The following is a 21,836-nucleotide window of genomic DNA, read 5'->3' as shown; positions in this document are numbered from 1 at the left end:
GTAGTTAAGGGAGGATTTCGACCAATGGCTTATCGTAAATTAGGACGTGTCAGTTCTCAACGTAAAGCAATGCTTCGTGATTTAACATCTGATTTGTTGATCAACGAACGTATTATTACAACTGTGACTCGTGCAAAAGAAGTTTCTTCAATTGCAGACAAAATGATCACATTAGGTAAACGTGGAGATTTACACGCTCGTCGTCAAGCTGCTGCTTTTGTACGTAACGAACTGGCAACTGTATCAGAAACTGAAGACGAAATCGTAGTACAAACGGTATTACAAAAATTATTTAACGACATTGCTCCTCGTTTTGCAGAACGCAATGGAGGATACACTCGTGTCTTGAAAATGGGACCTCGTCGTGGTGACGGTGCTCCAATGGCTGTTTTGGAATTAGTAGAAAAAACAGCAGTTTCAAGCGATGAAGACGCTGAATAATTAGAGTTTAATAGACTATAACCAAAACCACTTTTGGATGTATGATGAGCGTTATGATGATGGAAGAGTTTTTTCCAAGTGTCTAGCTCAGTTTCTCCTGGGGATATCCTCAGGAGGAACACCATATATCGTAAAGTGTTTTTTTATTAGCACGATGTTTCATTACATAGAAGGACCACTCGAACGTATTCATAAAATTTCTGACTGTCTGAATCTAAAAGTTTCATAATTGTAAAGGGATACAAGCCGTTTTACTATTGTTATGCCAGGGTGTTTTTGGTAATCTTGTACTGTTGAGTAACTGTCAAGACACCTTGATGACTACTTAAAAATAAGGCTTGAGACTGAATAAAAAAGTTGAGGTAAATCATGACTGAAATCATACGTTTAGATAATATAACTTATAAATATGATGATGAAGATCAGCGTCCTGCTTTACAGGATGTTTCTTTTTCTGTAAACCGGGGCGAATGGGTCGCTATCATTGGTCCCAACGGTTCCGGAAAATCCACGCTGGCAAAAACCATCAATGGCCTGATCGAACCGGACAGCGGTGAAGTCGAAGTCGGCGGCCTGATGCTCAATGAGAAGAACGTCTGGTCCATCCGTGAAATGGTCGGGATGGTTTTTCAGAATCCCGATAACCAGTTTGTCGGGTCGACGGTCCAGGATGACGTGGCCTTCGGTCTGGAAAATCTTGGTATACCACGAGATGAGATGATCGAACGTGTCAGGAATGCACTGGAAAAAGTTAATATGCTGGAATTCGCTGAACGGGAACCCGCCCGTCTTTCCGGTGGCCAGAAGCAGCGTGTGGCCATAGCCGGTATCGTGGCTTTGCGTCCGGCTATCATGATCCTTGACGAAGCGACGAGTATGCTTGATCCGCAGGGCCGTGAAGAAGTCCTGCGCACGGTCAAGGAAGTAAAAGAAGAAGAGAACCTCTCTGTCTTATCTATCACGCATGATATCGATGAAGCAGCCGCTGCGACACGCATCTTAGTGATGAGGGACGGACAGATGATCCAGGAAGGCTCACCCGAAACGATCTTTTCATACGGCGAGGAACTGGTCGAGATGGGACTGGATCTGCCTTTTCCTGAGCGTCTGAAAGCTTCGCTGAAAAAGCAGGGTCTTGATGTCCCGCACGATTATTTAACTGAAGAAGGGATGGTGGACTGGTTATGGACATCCGTTTCCAAGATGTAGGGTATACCTACCAGAAAGGTACACCATTTGAAAGTAAAGCGATCTATGACATCGACCTGTCCATCAAGGACGGGTCATTTACTGCGATCGTCGGCCATACCGGCAGCGGCAAGTCAACGGTGCTTCAGCATCTGAATGCCTTGAAGAAACCGACTGAAGGCACGGTGACAATCGGCGACCGTGTGATCACGAATCTATCGGATAACAAAGGACTGAAGTCGCTGCGCAAAAAAGTGGGGATCGTTTTTCAGTTTCCTGAAGCTCAGCTGTTTGAAGAAACAGTCGGCAAAGACATTGCTTTTGGACCCAAGAACTTTGGCATGACTGAAGAAGAAGGCCTTGAAAAAGCACGCGAACTGCTGCCTCTGGTCGGTCTGGACGAATCCTTTATGGAACGTTCGCCCTTCGATCTGTCTGGAGGCCAGATGAGACGTGTCGCGATCGCGGGCGTTCTAGCTCTGGAACCTGAGGTGCTGGTTTTAGATGAACCGACAGCCGGGCTGGATCCGCAGGGACGTAAAGAGGTCATGAATATGTTCCACAGTTTATATAAAAACAAAGGTCTGACGATCGTACTGGTCACGCACCAGATGGATGATGTCGCTGAATATGCGGATCACATGATCGTGCTGGAAAAAGGCACGGTCATGAAAGAAGGCCATCCCAGAGAAATCTTCAAAGAAGCCGGTTGGCTGGCAAGCATGCAGCTTGGTGTTCCGTCTACTGTAAAATTCGCTCATGAACTGGAAGAGAAATTCGAGTGGACATTCGATCCACTGCCTCTGACGACGGATGAACTGGCTGCACAGATCATCGAGAAGCTCCCGACTAAAGGGGGTGCATCAGTATGATGGATAAACTGATTTTCGGACGCTACATTCCCGGCGATTCTCTGATCCACAGACTGGATCCGCGGACGAAACTTTTAGGCGCTATCTGGTTCATTATTATCATCTTTCTGGCGAACAACTGGGTATCCTATGTTGTGCTGATCGCTTTTGTGCTGACAGCTGTCAAGCTGTCTGAGATCAATCCGAAGTTCTTTATCAACGGAGTGAAACCGCTGATCTGGCTGATCCTGTTTACGGTCGTCCTCCAGATCCTGTTTACGAGCGGACAGACGATCTGGTTCCGATTCGGACCGGTCGTTATCTCGCAGGAAGGTGTGCTGAACGGGGTCTTCATCTTCTTCCGTTTCGTCCTCATCATTTTCATGTCGACGATCCTGACACTGACGACGATGCCGCTGTCTCTGACAGATGCGATAGAATTCCTGCTGCGTCCGTTTGCAGCCGTCAAAGTACCGGTGCATGAAATCGCACTGATGCTGTCGATCGCTCTGCGATTTGTCCCGACGTTGATGGATGAGACCGAGAAGATCATGAACGCCCAGCGTGCCCGAGGGATCGATTTCGGTGAAGGTAACATTTATGAACAGATGAAATCAATCGTTCCACTGCTGATCCCGCTGTTCGTCAGTTCCTTTAACCGTGCTGAAGAACTCGCTACCGCTATGGAAGCCCGAGGCTACAAAGGCGGCGAAGGACGGACGAAATTCCGTAAACTGGCCTGGGAAGGCCGGGATACAACAGTAATGATTGCTTTTGCTGTACTTTCCGTTGTATTATTTGTATTAAGAACATAAATGAAAGGATAAAGATGAGAATCTTTATCCTTTTTCCGTTATATTGGAAGGGAGATACTCGTCTTTTGACGAGTATCAGCATGATGAAGGGCTTGTTTGGCGCTTAGCGTTTAGCATAATGTCTTGATTAGGCGTGCTCGCCTAATCATTCATCTTGAGTGATGCCTACGCTGCGTTCATTGGACGTACTCAGAAGAGAATTGGTCTGAGTGATGCCAATGATGATCACATTGCGCGTGCTCAGGCAGAAAGCGATTTGAGCGATGCCAATGAGCCCCTCAATGGACGTACTCAGATAGAAAGAGATTTGAGCAATGCCAATGATGCTCTCATTCAGCGTACCCAGGCCACAAACAGCCTGAGTGATGCCAATGATGATCACATTGCGCGTGCTCAGGCAGAAAGAGATTTGAGTAATGCCAATGAGACCCTCAATGAACGTACTCAGATAGAAAGAGATTTGAGCAATGCCAATGATGCTCTCATTCAGCGTACCCAGGCCACAAACAGCCTGAGTGATGCTAATGATGCACTCATTGGACGTGCCCAAAGAATAATCAGCTCGATTAAGCTCAATAAGGTCTAATAAGGTCTGGATTCGGCTTCAGCCGAATCCCACCTATCTAAAAGAACATACTCTACATACATTAAAAGCATCTTTAGCTAACAGAAAAGGAAGATAACGATGACGGGTTTGAGGTACAAGGCAAAAATCATATACGACGGCACCCACTTTTCCGGCTACCAGATACAGCCGGACGAGCGAACGGTCCAGGGGGATCTGGAAAAAGTGCTCACTAAAATCGCTAAAGGAGAAAACGTCCGGGTACACGGCGCGGGTCGGACAGATGCCGGCGTTCATGCTAGAGGACAGATCATTCACTTTGATTTCCCTTTCGACATAGATCCGGTGGGATTAATGACAGGCATGAATTCTGGAACGACGTCGGAAATCACCATTCTGGACATGGAACGTGTCGATGATTCCTTTCATGCACGCTACCTGGCCAAAGGGAAAAAATATACGTATCGCGTCGATAACAACCGGTTTCGCGATCCGTTTTTGAGACACTACAGCCACCATCACCGCTACCCGATGACAAGGGAAAAAGTTGAGCAGGCGCTCAAACAGCTGGTCGGGAGACATGACTTCACCAGTTTCGCCTCCACGCATTCAGACAAAGAAGATAAAGTCCGGACCATCTACCAGGCATCAGTAAAAGTGGACGAAGACACGAACGAGTGGGTGTTTACTTTCGTAGGGAATGGCTTTTTGTACAACATGATCCGTATCCTGATGGGGACACTGCTGCAGGTCGCAGACGGACGACGCGAGCCGGAAGAGATAAAAGAAATCATTGCCGCCAGAGACAGAGAAGCGGCCGGGCCGACATTATCACCTTCAGGCCTGTGTATGGAAACCGTCTACTATGATACAGAAGATATTCCCGGATACCACAAGGAGGGGTAAGCAATGATCCATAGACAATACAACGTCACAGGTCATCTGATCGATGTCTCATTTTCAGAAAAAGAAGTGGACGAGATATTCATCCCACTGCTGGAGAAGCTGGTCGAACTGAAACTGGATAAAAAGGAGCGCGTGATCGTTTATCTGGCTGCACCGCCGGGAGCTGGAAAAACAGCCCTGTCCTTATTCCTCGAAGATCTTTACAAAGAACTGGATCATCTATTCAGTTTTCAGTCGATTGCCATGGATGGCTTTCATCATTATAATGCTTATCTGGAAAACCATACCGTCACAAGAGACGGCCACGAGGAACGTTTGAAGGATTTCAAGGGTATACCTGAATCTTTTGACTTAGCTGCCTTAAAAGAGAAAATAGAGGGTCTCAGAGAGAAGGAATCAGTTGACTGGCCGACATACGACCGGGCACTTCATGACGTCTCAGAGGAAACGATAACCGTGGATGCAGATATCGTCCTCATCGAAGGGAATTATCTGCTGCTGGATAGAGAAGGATGGCATGAGCTGAAAGAGTATGCTGAATATACGGTCTTTATCGATACGACGCTGGATAGACTTGAAAAACGTCTGATCGACAGAAAACAGTTGGGGGGCACAAGTCTGGAAAAAGCCGTCGACCATTACAATAAGACAGATAAAGTCAACGCGGAACTTGTGCTGACTCAGTCGATGGAAGCGGATCTCAATATCTATCTGACTTCTGAAGGCTTCTCCAGATCAGCTGAATAGAGAACAGAATAAAGCGGCGAACGGTGCTTACGTAAACCGGACATCAAAAGGACGTATACGACGGCTAGTGGTCATTCACTTCGTTGTGTACGTTCTTTTCGTTTGATCAGAGATATTTGGGTTATGGGCTGTCAGATCACGTCGTATGTTTTGTAACTGGACGCTGTTTGTATTTAAATAAGAGTAAGAAGACACCGAATCAAAAGGAGGGGCCCTTTATGGGAGCAAAAAACCTGAATGACAAGATAAAAAAGCGCTATGACCGGGTATCCCGTGTCTATGACTCGATGGACAAGATGATGAAAGACAGCTGGCGAAAGGATATGCTGCAGGAAGTTGAAGGAAAGGTTCTGGAAGCAGGGATCGGAACAGGTGCAAATCTGCCGTTTTATCCTCCAGGCATTGAATTGACCGGCATCGATTTCAGCCCGAAAATGCTGCAGCATGCCAGAAACAAACTGGATACACTGACTTTGCCTTATACAGTGACACTCAAAGAAATGGATATCCAGCAGCTGGACTTTCCGGATGATACCTTTGATTATGTCGTCACCACCTGTGTTTTCTGCTCGGTCCCGGACCCGGTGAAAGGCTTGAAAGAGCTGGGCAGAGTCTGCAAACCCGATGGGAAGATTCTGATGCTGGAACATATGCGCAGTGAAAATGAAGCCGTCGGCAAGGCGATGGATCTCTTTAACCCGCTGGCGGTCAATACCTGGGGAGCGAACATCAACAGGAAAACACTGGAAAATATCAGCAAGGCAGGCCTGCGAATCGAACAGAAAGAGAATCTGTTCTCAACCATTGTAAGAAAGATCGTGGTGAAACCAGAGTAGTGAAGTCTGAAAATAAACAAGTCAAGGGCACTCAATCTCTAAAAAAGACTGATGAACTAGCCTTTTTATGAAAACACCGTCCCGGATTTAGATGAGGGGATGGAAGCAAAGGTTTTGAAACCGATTTTTATATACTAACTGTCATGATGATACAATCTTGTAACATCCATTGTTTGTTTTGTTACAGAAACTAAATAAAGTTTCACCCATGTTTATGCTATACTCATACGAGTGGAGAAAATAAAGGTATGAATAACAATGTTTCATATCTGCACCGGTAAGAATATTAGCATAAAATTAACTTAAATCACTTTTATAGAATGGGGAGCTTTCTTTTTGAACAAAAAATTTGTTGTATCATTAATGACGTCGTTAGTGCTGGCAGGACCTTTGTTACGTTTAACAGTAGTGGATGCATCACAAAACTCAGAAGATGCCGTGAGTCAGGAAGATAAGTCTTTTGAAAAGGAAAAAGCAGAGCTTGAAGAAACTATTTCAGACGCCCAGGCAACCATCGATGACCTTGTTATAGATATCAGCAGTCAAGAAGAAGACATTGAAAGTGTCAAAACAGAAATCGAACAGACTCAAAAGGAAATCGCTCAGTTAGAAGAGCAGATGAAACTGCGCAATGAAAAGTTAATGACCAAGGCAAGTTCTAATAAGAATGAAGTCAAGAACTCAACGAATCCGTTCGAACGAATGAAAGATGAGAATAACTCAGCTTCTTCTGATCAGTATATCAAGCTGGCTCAATTAGGAGACCAGAAGATGCTGGATAAAGCTGAAGAACAAGCAAAACGCCAGGAAGAAGAACTGAAGAGCGCCGAAGCGGAACTGAAAGTCAACCGGGACGACATCGTCAGCCAGCGTACGGAGCTGGAAGACAGGATCGTTAAGGTCGCTGAAAAGTTTGACATGTCGGATGATGAAAAAGAGTCATTCGTCAACGAACAGACCATCATAGCTGAACGAACAAGCAGCTTGAATGAAGAGCTGAAAAATGAACAGCAGCGTATTCTCGAAGAAGAACGTGAAAAAGAAGAAGCCGAGCGTTTAGCTGAAGAAAAACGCAAAAAAGAAAAAGAAGCGGAAGAAAAAGCAAAAGCCGAAGCAGAAAAGAAAGCAGAAAAAGAGAAAGCGGCAAAAGAAAAAGCTAAAGTAGAAGTAAAGGCGGAGGTCTCAACGTCTTCATCTGAAGCGGCGAAAGAACCAAAAAGCAGTGGATGGACCCGTCCGGCAAGCGGCAATATGACATCACCTTTTGGCTATCGCACCCATCCGGTAACGGGTGAACGCGATTCCTTCCATGCGGGTATCGATATTGCAGGCAGCGGTTCTGTTGTTGCTTCACGTGCCGGAACAGTGACCCAAGCATCATACTCTGACACGTATGGTTATACAGTGATCGTTGATCATGGTGACGGGTACTCTACCTTATATGCGCACTTGAAAAAAGGTTTAAGTGTGTCGAATGGCCAGAGCGTCTCGCAGGGTCAGCAGGTTGGCATCATGGGAACGACCGGACGTTCAACAGGCGTTCACCTGCACTTTGAAGTCCGCAAAGGCGGAGAAGCTGTCAACCCGATGAACTATTTAAACTAAAGGGACGATAAGCTCTCTCAGTAAACCAATTGAATAGGACTGAAAGAGGAAGAAAACGACCACGTTTTCTTCCTCTTTTTTAATCGCTTTAGAAAATGGAAGTATCTGATTGCCGAATAACTGAAAAGGTGGTTGAGTCCATATTTATTCCTTAGCTTCAAGTCTTATTGTATAGCGGAAAAATAGTGGCTTTTGATTAGGGGTTCCTGTTCAAGAACCATAACAGTCTCTTCTTCAGCATCTGTTTAAAAGTTGTCAGAAATCCATAAAATATCCATAACTAATGGTTATTATTAAACTAGCAAGAAGAGATAACTATAAGGAGATGGGTCAAATGAATATGATTAGTGGAATTCTAGCAGGGGCTTTAGCTTTTTCAGGTGGACTGGGTTTCTCAGATATTGTTAAAGAAGATATGACAAACCAAGAAATAGTCAGTGTAGAGAACAATGTCAGTTATAACCATATGTCAGATGTGATGGATGCGGAAGATTTTAAAGATATGGAAAGATTAATGGAAGACGAGATTATCAACTTCGGACAAATGAAGCCGCATTTGAATGAAGTGCATCCTGAGTTAACTAATCAGCAGCTTAGGGAGCATTACAAGGATATGCATGGAACAGGTGGATCTTCTCAAAGTAATAATTTCAAAGGTATGGACAGCATGCATTAAAGGTTAAATTATAAAAGAAGCCACAAGCAATACTTAGTGGCTTCTTTATATTTGGGAACAGTTGATAAATTTTTACGTATTACTGTTGCATATATATCACACATGTGTTTTTTACAATAATTAATTAATTTTAAAATAATAAGTTAATTTTGTCATATAAATAGCATAAAACTTTGGTAATTTTTATGCTATACTATTTTTTGACAAAGAAAAAAGTAGAAATCACTTAGCCGTAAAGAAAATATAAAAATGTACTATCAACCTAAACAGATATCAAAGGACAAGGAGCTACATATCGTGAAAAAAAAATACATTTTAACATTTATAGCATCAGTAATTCTCGCAGGACCTTTAATGCAGCCGATAGAGGTTGAAGCCTCTCAAAAATTAGAAGAACTGGAAATTCAGCAGCAGGAACTGGAAAGTGAATCACAAAAAATAGGTACTGAGGTCCAGAGCCGTGAAGAAAAAATGGCATCACTTGAAAAAGAAAAAGCTCAACTGGAAAAAGAAGTGACCGCCCTTCAAGCAGATATCGATACTCTAGTTCTGGAAATCAATGAACAGGAAAATGAAATCCAGCGCATCAAAGAAGAAATCGAACGTCTGCAGAAAGAAATCGTTCAACTGCAACAGCAGATCGATAACCGTAATGAACAACTGGAATCACAAGCACGTTCTGTACAGACAAACGCCAGCGCTTCAGACATCGTTGACTTGTTGATGTCAGCGGAAAGCTTATCTGATTTAGTTGGACGCATCAACGTCGTCAATAAACTGGTTACTGCAAATCAGGATATTATGGGAGAACAGATCGCTGACCAGAATGCTTTAGAAGAAAACGAAAAACAAGTTAAAGCTGAACAGGAAGAGATGGAAAAAGTTAAAGCTCAACTGGAAGTCAGCCGAAATAATTTAGTCAACCAGCGTGTTGAGTTAGATGATAAAATCGTTCAGATCGCAGAAAAATATGAGATGAATGCTGAAGAAAGAGAATCATTCATCAATGAACAGGCGATCCTTGCAGAACGTACCAGCACATTAAATGAAGAAATGAAAGCTGAGAAACAGCGCATCATTGAAGAAGAACGTGCTAGACAAGAAGCGATCCGTATCGCTCAGGAAAAAGCACAGAGAGAAGCAGAAGCAAAGGCTAAAGCAGAAGCGGCAGCAAGAGCTAAGGCAGAGGCAAAAACAGCTGCCGCCGCCAAAGCCAACGATAAACCACAAGCTGCAACGTCTTCAAATAATGCAAGTTCGACTGAGGCTTCATCGAATGTGGCTCCAACAAGTAATGGATGGACAAGACCCGCTAGAGGGAGAATATCGTCACCCTATGGCTGGCGAACTCATCCGATTTTTGGCGATCGCCGATTCCATACAGGTGTTGATATCGCAGGAAGTGGCCCGATCATAGCTGCCCGTGCCGGTACTGTAACTACAGCCGGGTATAATGGCGCCCTAGGCTATTACGTCAAGGTAGACCACGGTGATGGCTATACATCAGTGTATTCGCATATGCAGCCTAATCTAAGTGTTGCGCGTGGTCAACGAGTGTCACAAGGTCAACAGCTCGGCATCATGGGGACTACTGGAGATTCTACGGGTGTGCACCTGGATTTCAAAGTGTATAGGAATGGAGAAACCGTTGATCCGATGAACTATATCAATTAGTAATTTCAAAATTTAGTACGTGTCAGTGTAAAATTATGACGTCAGTGGATGAACAGTCGCTGACGTCTTTTTTTGAACAATTAACCAGTGAATAAACAAAAAAATAATATAAACTGCAATCTCCATTTTTTCTCCATAATTCTTTTTTATACTAAAGGTATAGAATAAGAAGAGGTGGAGAAAATGAAAAAAGGAAAAAAATATATCGCAAGTTTACTGGTTATTGGAGGAGTATCTAGTGTTAGTCTATATAACAGTGAACTGAGCAATGTTGCAGCCCATGGGAATCAGGAACAGTCGCCAGATCCATATTGGGACGATCGTGATGAGACAATATGGGATCATATGGAAGGCATGCATGGAAATTCTTTCCGAAACAGAGAGAACAGCATTCCAGATGAGAATGGCAGTGAAAACAACACTAATAAAAGTTACGATACAGAAACCGATAGCTGGAATAACTGGCACAATAGAATGTGGGGATTTAGCGATGAAAATCTAGATAGTAGCGAGGAGAATCGGTCGGAGAATCCCGAGTCATTTTTTGGTGATATGGGAAATCACATGAGAGGTTTTAGTGACTTTTCCTTTAATGGTATGTTCGATTGGATGGAAGAGATGCATAATTCATTTAACTTCAATAGAGGAATCATGGACTGGGATGAGCGGGAGTTAAATAACAATGAAGACAGAGAATTTATGAAGAGATTTAATTTCTTCAATTCAAAATAGTTAGATTAAGTTAAAATGCGAATACAACAAGGATCGATGACTCATCCTGTTGTATTCGTTTCTTTTAAATAGAATAGGAGAATGTTTATATGATAGAATTGTTCAGTATCGGACATTTTAGTATTTCTTTATTGGGCGTGACCAGTGCCCTGGGTATGATTATTGGATTATTGCTTATTCAAAAAGAAGGTGAACGTAAACGGCTGGATAAAGATATGCTGATGGATCTGGGGCTGTATACTGCTTTACTTGGGATTATAGGTGCCAGATTAGGATACATACTGTTCTTTAACCTAGACCATTATCTGGCAAATCCCTTGGACATCTTTAAGATCTCTCAAGGTGGTTTATCGATTCAAGGAGCCATTCTGGTTGCCGGATCGTTTGCATTCTGGTTTATGAAAAAGAAGAAAATGGCTGTCTGGAAAACAGCAGATGCAATCGTTCCAGGGGTTATATTAGGTCAGGCGATAGGCCGTGTCGGCTGTGACGTTTTCGGTGTGCCGATGAGCAGAAACTGGCCATGGGGAGTCATGGTAGGTGGCGAACTGCTGCACCCGGCCCAGCTCTATGAAGTAGCGTTAAACTTTATATTGTTTCTGATCATATGGAGAAGAAGACAGACGGCCAAATTTGACGGCGAATTGTTCTTCATATATGTCATCGGTTTTGCTTTCAACAGGTTTATTGTAGAGTTCTTCAGATCTAACCCTCAGGCAATCGGCAGTTTAAGTATTGCACATGTCTTGAGTTTGCTGATTATTGTTTTAGGCTTGCTGTTATTAATGTTCATGAGAAACAAGCAGGTCAGTCAAATTGAATATACCAGCGAAGCGGGTACATTGAAAAATGCGATAGTCTATGGAATTATAGTGTTAGGCTTTATTGTATCAGTAGTATTCTATTACGGGATTCATTTTATATACAGTCGATAACAAAGGAGAAAAATACATGGAAACAATACTATTTATCGTTGTTATGATTATTGGCCACGTGCTTATGATGTATTTGATGCCTGGTATGCACGGGGGCCATTCTCACAAAAAAGTTAGTGATGCTGATAATACCTTATTAGAAAAAGAGATACTGGAAGAAAAAAATAGAAAGTTAAAAGAAGAATTACATGAGCTGAGATCTAGAGTTGGACATAAGGAAAGGTGAGAAGCATCGTGTTGAGGCAAAGAATTATAAAATCATTGGGATATATCGTGATTTCGCTATTCATTATGTCCGTATCAATAGCTTTTACAATTAATTTTACTCCTTTATATATAGTTGATATTGATTATTTGAACATCACAGATTATGTAAATGTATCTAAAGAACAAATTATATTAAATTATCGAATCTTAATGGATTACTTGAATATGCCTTGGATAACAGATTTGGCAATGCCTGACTTTCCAAGTTCCGAAAGGGGACTGTTTCATTTCTATGAAGTGAAAAGATTATTCATGTTTAATTACCTTATTCTTGCTGCTGCGGGATCAGGGACGTATTTTTTTATGAGGTATATAAAAAGCAGAAATTTATACAAAAGTTTGCTTATATATTTTAAAAATGGGATTTTTCTATCTTTAACAGTTATAGTGGGTATTCTGATTAGCTTTGATAGCTTATTTCTATTATTTCATCAGTCATTTTTCAACAATGATGCGTGGTTGTTCAATCCTGCTACAGATCCCATAATTCTGATTTTACCGGCTGAGTTCTTTATGCACAATTTTTTGTTAGCTTTTGGATTAGTTGAAATCTTACTGATAACTGGCTACGTTTTGACAAAGAGAAAAACAAGAGACATAAGTCTATTGTCGAAAAAGAAAGAGGTAGGAAAACAGGTAGGCTTTGAGAAGGAGATTTCTACTAAAATAAATTGAGTAGGAGATAATTGTAAATAACATAATGTTCAAGATAAGATTATAATAACAATAAAATAATGGAGGAATTAAAATGTCTACAAAAATCGCAGTCAATGGATTTGGACGAGTTGGGAGAACAGTACTGAGAAGATTGTTAGATACAGATTCAGATTTGGAAGTTGTGGCTGTTAATGATTTAAGTGATATTGAAAACTTAGATTAACTGATGGAATTTGACACAACATACGGACGTTTAAAGCATGATGTCCAGGTTCGGGAGAATACTTTGGTTATAAAATGGGCATGAAATCAACTACTATCAGGAATCAGAAGAAGGGAATTTACTGTAGGAAGATTTAGGGGTCGACATAGTAATAGAAGCGACGGGAGTGAATGCAACGGCTGAAAATTCGCAGGAACACATCAAAGCTGGTGCGAAAAAAGTTATACTTACGACTCCGGCTGATAAGGAAACGAAAATCATTGTCTTAGGAGTCATTGAGGATGTCATTACACAAGACGACAAACTCCTTTCTTTCGGTTCGTGTACATCAAATGATTTGGCGCCTGTTACAAAAGTTCTGAATGATAAACTTGGAATCGAAACTGTTTATATGAAGGCGGTTAAGGCATACACGCCTTCGCAGTCATTACACGATAGCCCCGGCTCTAAGGATATGCGCCGGGGTAGAGTAGGAGCCATAAATGCTATTCCTACTTCTACCGGGCGCCCAAGGCGGTCGGGAAGGTCATTCCTTCTATAGAAAACAGTATCGATGGATCAGCAACTCGAGTGCCATTTCCTGATGCTGCAATAGTGGAGTTTTATACTACTCTTAAAAAGAAAGTGATGATTGAAGAAGTGAATAAAGCAATGAACGAAGCCGCCAATTCTTCATTCGAATATTCTGAAAACCGATTGTATCTTCGGACGTTATTGGTACTTCTGCAGGAGGAATATTTGACGCCACGTTAACGGATATTATAAAAAATAAAGATACTCAACTTATTAAAACAGTTTCATGGTATGACATTAAGTATGGTTTTGTTTCCAATCTTGTTCGTTTGATAGAATATGTAGCTGAATTATAGAGAAGCAGACGAAAAAAGAGTTGATGAAAAATATCGGCTCTTTTTAAATCTATTATCATAAAATCCAAAGAGATTTCGGTATTACGGTAAAAAATTAAACTACTGGTGGTTCTATTGCAGGAATATTCAATGTATAATAAGTTTACAAAAGGAGTTCGATATGATTATTATTTTAGTTGGCGCCCCGGGATCGGGTAAAGGGACAGTGGCAGAACGCATTCAAAACAAGTATGAATTTCCCATTGTATCCTCGGGGGAAATATTGCGTAACGAAATGAAACAGGAGACGGCAATTGGAAAACAAGTCTTAAGTTATGTATCTTCAGGGAAATTAGTGCCGGATAGAATAATCACCGCACTTATTAAACAAAAAATAAGCAAACATCAGCATAAATGCTCGGTTGTCTTAGATGGTTATCCTCGCAATTTAAACCAGTCATTAGCTTTGGAGGATATAACCCAGACAAAATAGAGAGTATTCTATCTGGATGTTCCAAAGGATATCTTAAAAGAGCGGCTTATAAATCGTGGAAGAACAGACGACACCGAAAAGGTAATCGAACAGCGTTTTGAAGTTTTCTTAAACGAGACCCGACCGATTTTAGATTACTACAAAAGAAGAGACACATTAGTTAGAATAAGTGGAACATCGTCAGATGAAATCTTTCGAAAAATCGATGCACTTTTATCGAAGTAGAGCAGTGCAGTATAATGTATTGCGGATACATTTCTTTCTGATGAATAGTGGATAAAGGAGACCAGGTGAATGAACATATTAGTTGTTGATGACGAGCAGTCGATTCTGGAAATCGTCCAGGCTTATTTAAATGCTGACGGCCATGATGTTTATATAGCATCTACTGGTGAAAAAGCATTTGAAACATTTTATAATCACAGCATTGACTTTATCATCTTAGATATTATGCTGCCGGATTATACTGGCTGGGAGATTTGTGAGAAAATTAGAGAATCGTCGGATGTACCTATTATCTTGCTGACCGCTAAATCGAATGAATCAGACGTTATCAAGGGACTGAAACTTGGGGCAGATGATTACGTCACGAAGCCTTTTAGTCCTAAAGAACTGCTTGCCAGAATCGTAACAGTAATGAGAAGGATGAAAACAGTCAATAATGAGGATAAACTGACTTTTAATAAAGGTGATCTGGTCATCTTCCCTAATACAATGGAAGTAGTTGCGCATGGAGACAATGTGTTATTAACTCACACAGAATTTGAACTTCTGGAGATCATGGCAAGAGAACCGCGTCACGTCTTTTCTCGTGATCAATTGCTTGAAAAGGTAAAAGGACTGGAAGCCACGGCAATGGACAGAGTGATCGACTCCCATATAAAAAATTTGAGAGCAAAAATCGAGAGAGACCCTAAAATACCGATGTATATTGAAACTGTACACGGCAGCGGTTACCGTTTTGGAGTGAATTATGAAGAGAACCTTATTTAGTCATTTATTCATTTATATTCTAAGTGGAAGTATACTCATGATTTCTTTATTCAGTTTTTTGACCTTTCAACTTACTGAAAACAGATTTGATGATTACTTGAGTGACCGTTTTATAAATGAAAGAGAAACAGTCATCGAAACCATCGAAACAGCATATGACGGTGAAAGTCAGTGGGACCGGGAAATACTTTCTGGCGCTATTCAGAATGCCATGCATTCGCATATGTTTGTGCGGATCGTGGATGCAGACGGTAATGAAATAATCAGTCAGTCCTCACCGATGGGACAGCATATGCGGGGCATGCAAATGATTGAAGTGCTGCCTGGGGAAGACTGGTTTGAAGAAGAAGTAGACTTGTTTTCAGGTGAGAATAATATCGGGACAGCATTTATCACTTACCCGGGTTTTCAGGACTATACTTCTGAAGAAGAAGAGTTCATTGAAGATCTGATCCTTTTGATTGCATTGATGGGTCTGCTAACTTTTGTTATTGCCGGGGTTATGGCCTACCTCATATCCAGACGTTTGAGCAGGCCAATTGCAGCGACCAGCGAACGGACACAGCAAATCGCTCAAGGACGGGATATTGGAGAAGCTGAAACCAAAGATGAAAAAATCAGCGAGCTCTTCCAGCTGCAGCAGAGCGTCAATGTTCTAGCCGCTCGGTTAGCCGAGCAGAAAAGAATTCGGAATCAGATGGTTTCGGATCTGGCTCATGAGGTGAGGACGCCTTTGACTACGCTGCAGGGGAATGTTGAGGCCATGCTGGACGGTGTCTGGGAGGTCACGCCTGAACGGCTAAATAGCCTGAATCGTCAGGTCATACGTCTCGCTCATTTAGTCCAGCTGATTGATCAGCTGGACGATACAGAAAACACAAATAAGCAATTGAATCTCGAAACGTTTGATATCAAAGAACTGCTATCTAATATCTCCATCTCATTTGAACCGCAGGTTAATGAAAAGCAGGTGACTCTAAATCTAAAAGCACAGTCGGAAATGATTGAAGCGGATAGAAATAAGCTGGAACAGGTGATAACAAATCTATTAGCCAATGCAGTTAAATTCACACCCGAAGATGGGGAAATCAGTTTAATATCCAAACGCATCAAGAATGAAATTATAATAATGATTCAGGATAACGGGAAGGGGATACCAGAAGATAAGTTAGACTACATTTTTGAGCGCTTTTATCAAGTAGAACCTTCACGGAACAGTAAACTGCAGGGTCAAGGAATCGGTCTGGCAGTTGTAAAAAGCATTATAGATGCACATCAAGGGGATATTAGAGTTGAGAGTGATGAAGGAAGAGGAACTACCTTTACGGTCGTCCTTCCCGAAAGTCAGAAAATATAAAAAGATTGAACTGATATAGAAAAAGGAAGTAGTTTAAAAAACAAACAGTTCTAGGACAAAGTATACTGTTTATACTGATGGGATGTACAGGTAATACGAATCTAACGGGTTCAAAAGTTAAGATAGATATATTAGAAAAAGACGGTAATGAAGTTATTCTGGATGTGGAACAGGACAAGGCATGCCGGAAGCGGTTGTAGTAATAGAAGAAGTTTATACTATAACGGTTGACGCCGTCGACTGTACATCAAATACTGATGTTGGAAGAGTAACTAATCTTATGCTGGTCATAGAAGTCGAACTAAAAACACCTAAGGATCGAGATCTAACGATCATCGTACAATAGTTGTTGGAATAAAAAGAACTCAATGAGTGCTGATTTCCGGCGTATTAATTTATGTATCTATCTAACTTGTAAAGTAACTATTTAAAGTTGCCAGGATAATAAATTTCTATCTTACCTCTTAAGTATGCAATACCGCATTTTATTGCAAACAGTTCGATAATCAACTAGTAGTTGAGAAGGAGCTATTGTGAAGGTATCTGTTTACTCAAGGCACGTAATGTTCGAGTGTGCTGATAAAACCACTGTAGGGATCTTCAACTAATTTTTTCATCGTAGCTATCTTTGAATAATCCATAGATTTATTCTACCTTCTTTATCATCGATTTTTCAAACGATATCCAGGACGCTACCCTCAACGACAATGATAATTGAACCTGACAGTTCATACTTTCTGTAATATTTAAAACGATCCGGAGGGCGACGTGATGTAAACGTTGCCCTCCGGATCGGTTTTCATTTTTTTTAAAGATGAGAAGTCTTTATTACAAAGTAAGCGATGAATAGCTGAGTACCTACAAATAAAAATCGGACACCTCTATAATGAGAAATGTCCGAAGAGTATAATAGACTGAATGTCTAGCGACATTCCACCTGTACCTTTGGATTCCATGGCAAATAAGCCTCCAAGGGTGTATTTTGTCGATTTGGAAGGTAAGTTAAGAGGTAGTCCAGATATTTTCGTGGATGTAATCCGTTGGATTTGGCCGTCTCGACGAGGCTCAAAATAGTCGCAACGGCATGAGCACCCTCAAAAGATTTTGAAAACAGCCAGTTCTTTCTGCCCATAACGAGTGACTTGATGCCACGTTCGGCTAGATTGTTGGATAGCACGAGACGGCCGTCCTTCAGAACGTTCATCATTCGCTCTTTCTGATTCAGCGCTTAGTTGATCGCTGTGCCAAGTTTGCCATGCGCAGTTAGGGATTCACACCAGTCAAAAAACGCCTCAAGCTTCGGCTTCACTAGTTCTAAGCGCTGATCATACCGTTCGCTAACAGATAAGTCCTTGAGGGACTTATCCAACGCAAATAACTCGTTACACAGCGTGACTCCCTTATGAGCGACACTCTTACTGGAATAGTTCTTTGGACGGGCGTCATAGAACTTCCGTCTGATATGCGCCAGACAGGCAATCATCGTCATCCCTGGAAGATTGTTGTACCCGGAGAACCCATCACTATGTAGATAGCCAGTGTACTCCTCTAAGAAATCTCTAGGGACAGAGCCGCTGCGTGATGGACCAAGCTTGTAGATATGTATGGCACGTTCGCTGTATTTGCCGGTACTGAATAACCACATATAGGACTTTTGTCGGTCTTTGTCATTCAGTACTTTGAATGTCGTTTCGTCAGCGTGTAGAACCTTCTGGTTCAACAGTTCTTGTCGCATTACAGCCACCAGCGCTTCGAAATAATACTGGGACGTTTTAATGTGCCAGTTCGCAATGGTATGCCGAGGGATCGGATAGCCAAGCAGATTCCAAAAAGCCTCTTGGCGATAGCCCGGGACTTTTTGCTCGAATTTTTGATACATGGTTTCCGCTATCGATGACGCAGAAGCGACTGTATTATTTAAAGGAAGTCTGGGGATTTCAGATTTCGCAAACGGCGTGCGCGTTCCGCTTTTCTCACAGTTCGCGCAGGCATATGTTTTCTGGAAATGTCTGTGGTTTTCAACTCTCGCCGGGATAAATTTAACTTCCTGACGAATAAGTTGCGTGCTGATTTCTTTCATTGCTTCCTTGCATGTTGGACACGTACAAGATTCAAGTTCATGAATGTGGTCAACAGTAGGAAGAGATGACAACTGCTGGTCTTTTAATCCTTTACGTTTCTTGCGGCGACGTTCTGTTGTAATAATGACTTCATCTTCGTCGCTTTGGTCACCAGTCTGCTCTGGTTCGCTAAAAAGGCGATCGTTGAAGAGGTTGCCCTGGTTAGGATCATCCTTCAATGTTTCCTTCTTTGAGCCGTACAATTTCTGAGTTAAAAATTCGATTTGTTCTTTCTGTAAGGAAAGCTCATCATCTTTCTGAGCGAGTAGGGTCTTCAGTTGTTTGTTTTCTTCTAACAGCTGGTCCAACTTTTCTATAATCACTTCAAACTGTTTTTCACTCTTGATAGACATGTCTGCTACTCCTCACATAAATAATACTTAAATTTTACACTAATCAGGAAAAGAAAACGAGAGAGTCATTGATTTTTTATCAATTTCTCTCTCATTTCTTAAGCTATACTCCCTTTAACCGCAGGTTTTATAGAAACTTTTTGATTAACAGATAATCCTTCAAGCAACCAACGCAGCTGTTGCGCACTTAACTTTTGAATCTCGTTCTGGTTACGCGGCCAATTCAATTTCCCATTCTCTAAACGCTTGTATAAGAGAAGGAAGCCGTCGCCTTCCCAATAAAGTGCTTTGAACCGATCCTTCTTTCCACCACAGAAGAGAAAAAGGGCCTCTTGATACACATCCATATCATATTCTTCTGTAATCGTCGCAGCTAATCCGTCAATTTGACGGCGCATATCCGTCTTTCCACACACAATAAAAATATTCTCTACTTGAGTAAAGTCAACGAGTTTCATTGAATGGCATCTCCGCGAGGAGAACTCTCAATGTCGAGGGTTTGATCCCCTCGTAAATAAGTAGCTCTGTCTGACTATTTTTTAAATGTGCCACCATCTTCTGTGAAAGGACCTTCGAAATGTGTTGGCGATCAGTTTGATCGTCATGCAGGGTTACCGGTATGATAGACTGTTCATTCTTTTCCAAAATAAAACCTCCTGTGTACTTAAGATATCTCAAGTTTAACAGGAGGCCGCGAGGACTCACAGGTACCTAGCTATTCATCGCTTACAATACAAATATCTCAATTTCCTCTTAATTCATCTAAAGGTTGCAGTTCTTCCTCGTCGTCATCTTCTAATTCTTCGATATATTGAGTCATTATAGCGATCTCTTCTCTTTGAGCTTTAATGATTTCATCAGCTAAAGCTCGTACCTCCGGATCCCTGATTTCTGCTCGTGTACTCGTTAAAATAGCTATAGAGTGATGTGGGATCATGGCTTTCATGTAATTGACATCCTGAACGGTCGTCTGGCTTCTTTCCAGATACAATCCTAAACTGAATACGAGGACCGCCGTTCCTAAAATAGCATAATTCACTTTTTTATTCTCGTACATTTTCCACATGAACAGGAGCATAACGACCGCCATCCAGGCCCCCATGAACAGTGCCATGTAGAGTTTGGATTCACTGTACCAGAAATGGTCGATCTCAAGAATATTGAAGTACATTAAAAAGTACATCCCGACGGTTGAAGTCAATATCATAAGTCCAAAGCGTATATAATTTTTCATTTAGTCATTTTCCTCTCTGTGTATTTTTTCTAATTTATCACTTAATACCGATTCTGTCTTATCATCAAAGGCAACGAAGAGGACCTTATCGATCGTGTCATCGTCCTTTGTTAGTTCATAAACCGTACGGATGGCGATCTCACTGGCTTCTTCAAGCGGGTAGCCGTAAATGCCGGTACTAATGGCCGGAAAAGCGATGGAACTTATGCCTTTTTCCTTAGCGATTTCGATGCTGTTCCGGTAGCAATTTTCCAATTCTTCTGCTTCGCCGTGTTTACCATCCCGATAAACCCGGCCCACCGCATGGATGACGTAATCAGCTGGCAGATCGAAGCCTTCGGTCAGTTTGGCTTCACCGGTCTCTGCACCACCCAGCTTTCTGCATGCCTCTTTCAACTCCGGTCCGGCCGCGCGGTGGATGGCTCCGTCAACACCTCCACCACCCAATAATGATTTATTGGCGGCGTTGACGATCGCGTCGACTTCCAACTCTGTGATGTCGCCTCTATGCACGTTCCACTTCATAGACGTCCTCCTTTAGATAAATATGATAACTCGGTCTGCTCCATGATCGTCAGCTGGTCTCCCATTCAAATTTTGGGTCCGGTTAATGCCCGCTGAAAACGATCACGCCTGTTTCTTTGTGACCCTCTTATCAATATGGTATACCTCAGGTTAATTTCAGGCAAATAAAAAGCTTAGTCCACATAGCTACGTGTAGAAAGCCGGGAATCGGCATTCACACTATACTATAGGACTAAGCTATATTAACTGTTATTCGTTTTCTGTGATGTTGTCTGTGGTGTCGATTTTCTTGCCAAAGATATAAATGACAGCAACGACGGCTATCAAGGCTGCAGAAGCCCGAAAAGTCCGGCCAAAGCAGAGGGTGAGCTCAGTTGATTGGATTCTTTTTTCATTGTAACTCTCCGTTCTATTTATTTTATTAAAAATACAAAGGTCAAATTTCATTTCCACTTTTAATGATGTATACAGTTTATCGCAAAGGCAAGACGCGCATTCAGGTTTGCATAGAAGTTCGAAAAAAACCACGATATCTCAGCCACTTTTACAGTTCGATATGGCTGTATGTTAAGGTATCACTTTCCCACATGGTCAAGTTTTTTAAAATAGGAATAGAGTGCAAACAACGCTGTATATCTAAACTCTAGTTACAGTAGAGTTATTAAGGACCAATGTCCTAAAAAAAAAGCTGGATTTTATAATGAAGTTAGCCACCCAGGCTAATATAAAAAAACGCCATGTGAATTTCATGTTATATTGAAGTTACCGCTAACTCTCAATAGACAGGATGAATTC

General features: G+C 41.8%; 22 protein-coding genes and 4 pseudogenes. 20 read left to right on the top strand and 6 right to left on the bottom strand.

Annotated elements, in window-relative coordinates; all coding sequences use genetic code 11:
• The first annotated feature begins 24 nt into the window (after nt 1-24).
• The 20 genes and pseudogenes from rplQ to BM049_RS03320 all read left to right on the top strand — a co-directional run bounded on the left by rplQ (nt 25) and on the right by BM049_RS03320 (nt 16,809).
• Entirely contained in the window at nt 25-441 is a 417-nt protein-coding gene (gene rplQ / locus BM049_RS03415) for a 50S ribosomal protein L17 (RefSeq protein WP_091488900.1), read from the top strand.
• 369 nt (nt 442-810) lie between these two features.
• Nucleotides 811-1,650: an energy-coupling factor ABC transporter ATP-binding protein gene (locus BM049_RS03410; protein ID WP_091528652.1), complete on the top strand. Its 840-nt coding sequence runs from the start codon at nt 811-813 to the stop codon at nt 1,648-1,650.
• Complete coding sequence (locus BM049_RS03405; protein WP_091528650.1) at nt 1,626-2,501, top strand: energy-coupling factor ABC transporter ATP-binding protein; 876 nt, start codon at nt 1,626-1,628, stop codon at nt 2,499-2,501. Before BM049_RS03410 ends, BM049_RS03405 begins: the two co-directional genes overlap by 25 nt.
• Nucleotides 2,498-3,295: an energy-coupling factor transporter transmembrane component T family protein gene (locus tag BM049_RS03400; protein WP_091528649.1), complete on the top strand. Its 798-nt coding sequence runs from the start codon at nt 2,498-2,500 to the stop codon at nt 3,293-3,295. Before BM049_RS03405 ends, BM049_RS03400 begins: the two co-directional genes overlap by 4 nt.
• A 154-nt stretch (nt 3,296-3,449) precedes the next feature.
• Nucleotides 3,450-3,881 (top strand): hypothetical protein, encoded by a 432-nt coding sequence (locus tag BM049_RS03395; RefSeq protein ID WP_091528647.1) that lies wholly within the window; start codon nt 3,450-3,452, stop codon nt 3,879-3,881.
• A gap of 99 nt (nt 3,882-3,980) precedes the next feature.
• Nucleotides 3,981-4,766: a tRNA pseudouridine(38-40) synthase TruA gene (gene truA / locus BM049_RS03390; protein ID WP_091528645.1), complete on the top strand. Its 786-nt coding sequence runs from the start codon at nt 3,981-3,983 to the stop codon at nt 4,764-4,766.
• A gap of 3 nt (nt 4,767-4,769) precedes the next feature.
• The gene (locus BM049_RS03385; RefSeq protein WP_091528643.1) at nt 4,770-5,513 is read left to right on the top strand and encodes a nucleoside/nucleotide kinase family protein; all 744 of its coding nucleotides are present in this window, start codon (nt 4,770-4,772) and stop codon (nt 5,511-5,513) included.
• Between the two features lie 218 nt (nt 5,514-5,731).
• Nucleotides 5,732-6,349 carry a class I SAM-dependent methyltransferase gene (locus tag BM049_RS03380; protein ID WP_091528642.1) on the top strand — a complete coding sequence of 206 codons (618 nt, stop codon included), beginning with the start codon at nt 5,732-5,734 and terminating at the stop codon, nt 6,347-6,349.
• Between the two features lie 336 nt (nt 6,350-6,685).
• Entirely contained in the window at nt 6,686-7,954 is a 1,269-nt protein-coding gene (locus BM049_RS03375; protein WP_091528640.1) for a M23 family metallopeptidase, read from the top strand.
• A gap of 334 nt (nt 7,955-8,288) precedes the next feature.
• A complete protein-coding gene (locus BM049_RS03370) occupies nt 8,289-8,630 on the top strand; it encodes a hypothetical protein (protein ID WP_091528638.1) in 342 nt (113 codons plus the stop codon).
• A 297-nt stretch (nt 8,631-8,927) separates the two neighbouring features.
• The gene (locus BM049_RS03365; protein ID WP_177188576.1) at nt 8,928-10,304 is read left to right on the top strand and encodes a peptidoglycan DD-metalloendopeptidase family protein; all 1,377 of its coding nucleotides are present in this window, start codon (nt 8,928-8,930) and stop codon (nt 10,302-10,304) included.
• 183 nt (nt 10,305-10,487) lie between these two features.
• Nucleotides 10,488-11,036, top strand: coding sequence for a hypothetical protein (locus BM049_RS03360; RefSeq protein ID WP_091528635.1), 549 nt, complete (start codon nt 10,488-10,490; stop codon nt 11,034-11,036).
• Between the two features lie 89 nt (nt 11,037-11,125).
• Nucleotides 11,126-11,971, top strand: coding sequence for a prolipoprotein diacylglyceryl transferase (gene lgt, locus BM049_RS03355; RefSeq protein WP_091528633.1), 846 nt, complete (start codon nt 11,126-11,128; stop codon nt 11,969-11,971).
• Nucleotides 11,972-11,987: 16 nt separating this feature from the next.
• Nucleotides 11,988-12,197 carry an adhesion protein gene (locus BM049_RS03350; RefSeq protein ID WP_091528632.1) on the top strand — a complete coding sequence of 70 codons (210 nt, stop codon included), beginning with the start codon at nt 11,988-11,990 and terminating at the stop codon, nt 12,195-12,197.
• A 47-nt stretch (nt 12,198-12,244) separates the two neighbouring features.
• Nucleotides 12,245-12,820, top strand: a pseudogene (locus BM049_RS03345) (TIGR01906 family membrane protein); the annotation flags it as partial.
• Between the two features lie 166 nt (nt 12,821-12,986).
• Nucleotides 12,987-13,118, top strand: coding sequence for a glyceraldehyde 3-phosphate dehydrogenase NAD-binding domain-containing protein (locus BM049_RS12015; RefSeq protein ID WP_245750960.1), 132 nt, complete (start codon nt 12,987-12,989; stop codon nt 13,116-13,118).
• 391 nt (nt 13,119-13,509) lie between these two features.
• Nucleotides 13,510-13,871: pseudogene (locus BM049_RS12150) on the top strand (hypothetical protein).
• A gap of 276 nt (nt 13,872-14,147) precedes the next feature.
• Nucleotides 14,148-14,684: pseudogene (locus BM049_RS12000) on the top strand (adenylate kinase family protein).
• Between the two features lie 69 nt (nt 14,685-14,753).
• The gene (locus tag BM049_RS03325; protein ID WP_072695689.1) at nt 14,754-15,452 is read left to right on the top strand and encodes a response regulator transcription factor; all 699 of its coding nucleotides are present in this window, start codon (nt 14,754-14,756) and stop codon (nt 15,450-15,452) included.
• A 37-nt stretch (nt 15,453-15,489) separates the two neighbouring features.
• Nucleotides 15,490-16,809 carry a sensor histidine kinase gene (locus BM049_RS03320; protein ID WP_177188575.1) on the top strand — a complete coding sequence of 440 codons (1,320 nt, stop codon included), beginning with the start codon at nt 15,490-15,492 and terminating at the stop codon, nt 16,807-16,809.
• Between the two features lie 922 nt (nt 16,810-17,731).
• On the opposite strand, the gene BM049_RS12170 is transcribed toward BM049_RS03320, so the two are convergent.
• From BM049_RS12170 to BM049_RS03290, 6 genes and pseudogenes are all read right to left on the bottom strand, one after another.
• Nucleotides 17,732-17,878 (bottom strand): transposase domain-containing protein, encoded by a 147-nt coding sequence (locus tag BM049_RS12170; protein ID WP_425426033.1) that lies wholly within the window; start codon nt 17,876-17,878, stop codon nt 17,732-17,734.
• 27 nt (nt 17,879-17,905) lie between these two features.
• Nucleotides 17,906-19,282 (bottom strand): annotated as a pseudogene (tnpC, locus tag BM049_RS03310) (IS66 family transposase); the annotation flags it as partial.
• A 98-nt stretch (nt 19,283-19,380) separates the two neighbouring features.
• Nucleotides 19,381-19,740: an IS66 family insertion sequence element accessory protein TnpB gene (gene tnpB / locus BM049_RS03305; protein WP_091528626.1), complete on the bottom strand. Its 360-nt coding sequence runs from the start codon at nt 19,738-19,740 to the stop codon at nt 19,381-19,383.
• Nucleotides 19,727-19,927, bottom strand: a complete 201-nt coding sequence (locus BM049_RS03300) for a hypothetical protein (RefSeq protein ID WP_072695681.1) — start codon at nt 19,925-19,927, stop codon at nt 19,727-19,729. The genes tnpB and BM049_RS03300 overlap by 14 nt, the downstream gene beginning before the upstream one ends.
• Before the next feature lie 97 nt (nt 19,928-20,024).
• Nucleotides 20,025-20,516, bottom strand: a complete 492-nt coding sequence (locus BM049_RS03295) for a DUF305 domain-containing protein (RefSeq protein WP_091528624.1) — start codon at nt 20,514-20,516, stop codon at nt 20,025-20,027.
• Nucleotides 20,517-21,041, bottom strand: coding sequence for an O-acetyl-ADP-ribose deacetylase (locus BM049_RS03290; protein ID WP_091528623.1), 525 nt, complete (start codon nt 21,039-21,041; stop codon nt 20,517-20,519).
• Nucleotides 21,042-21,836 lie beyond the last annotated feature (795 nt).

This window comes from Alkalibacterium subtropicum, assembly GCF_900112455.1.
In the GTDB taxonomy this organism is placed as follows: Bacteria; Bacillota; Bacilli; order Lactobacillales; family Carnobacteriaceae_A; genus Alkalibacterium; species Alkalibacterium subtropicum.
Note: the sequence above shows the minus strand (reverse complement) of the source record. Positions and strands in the feature narration are given on the sequence as shown.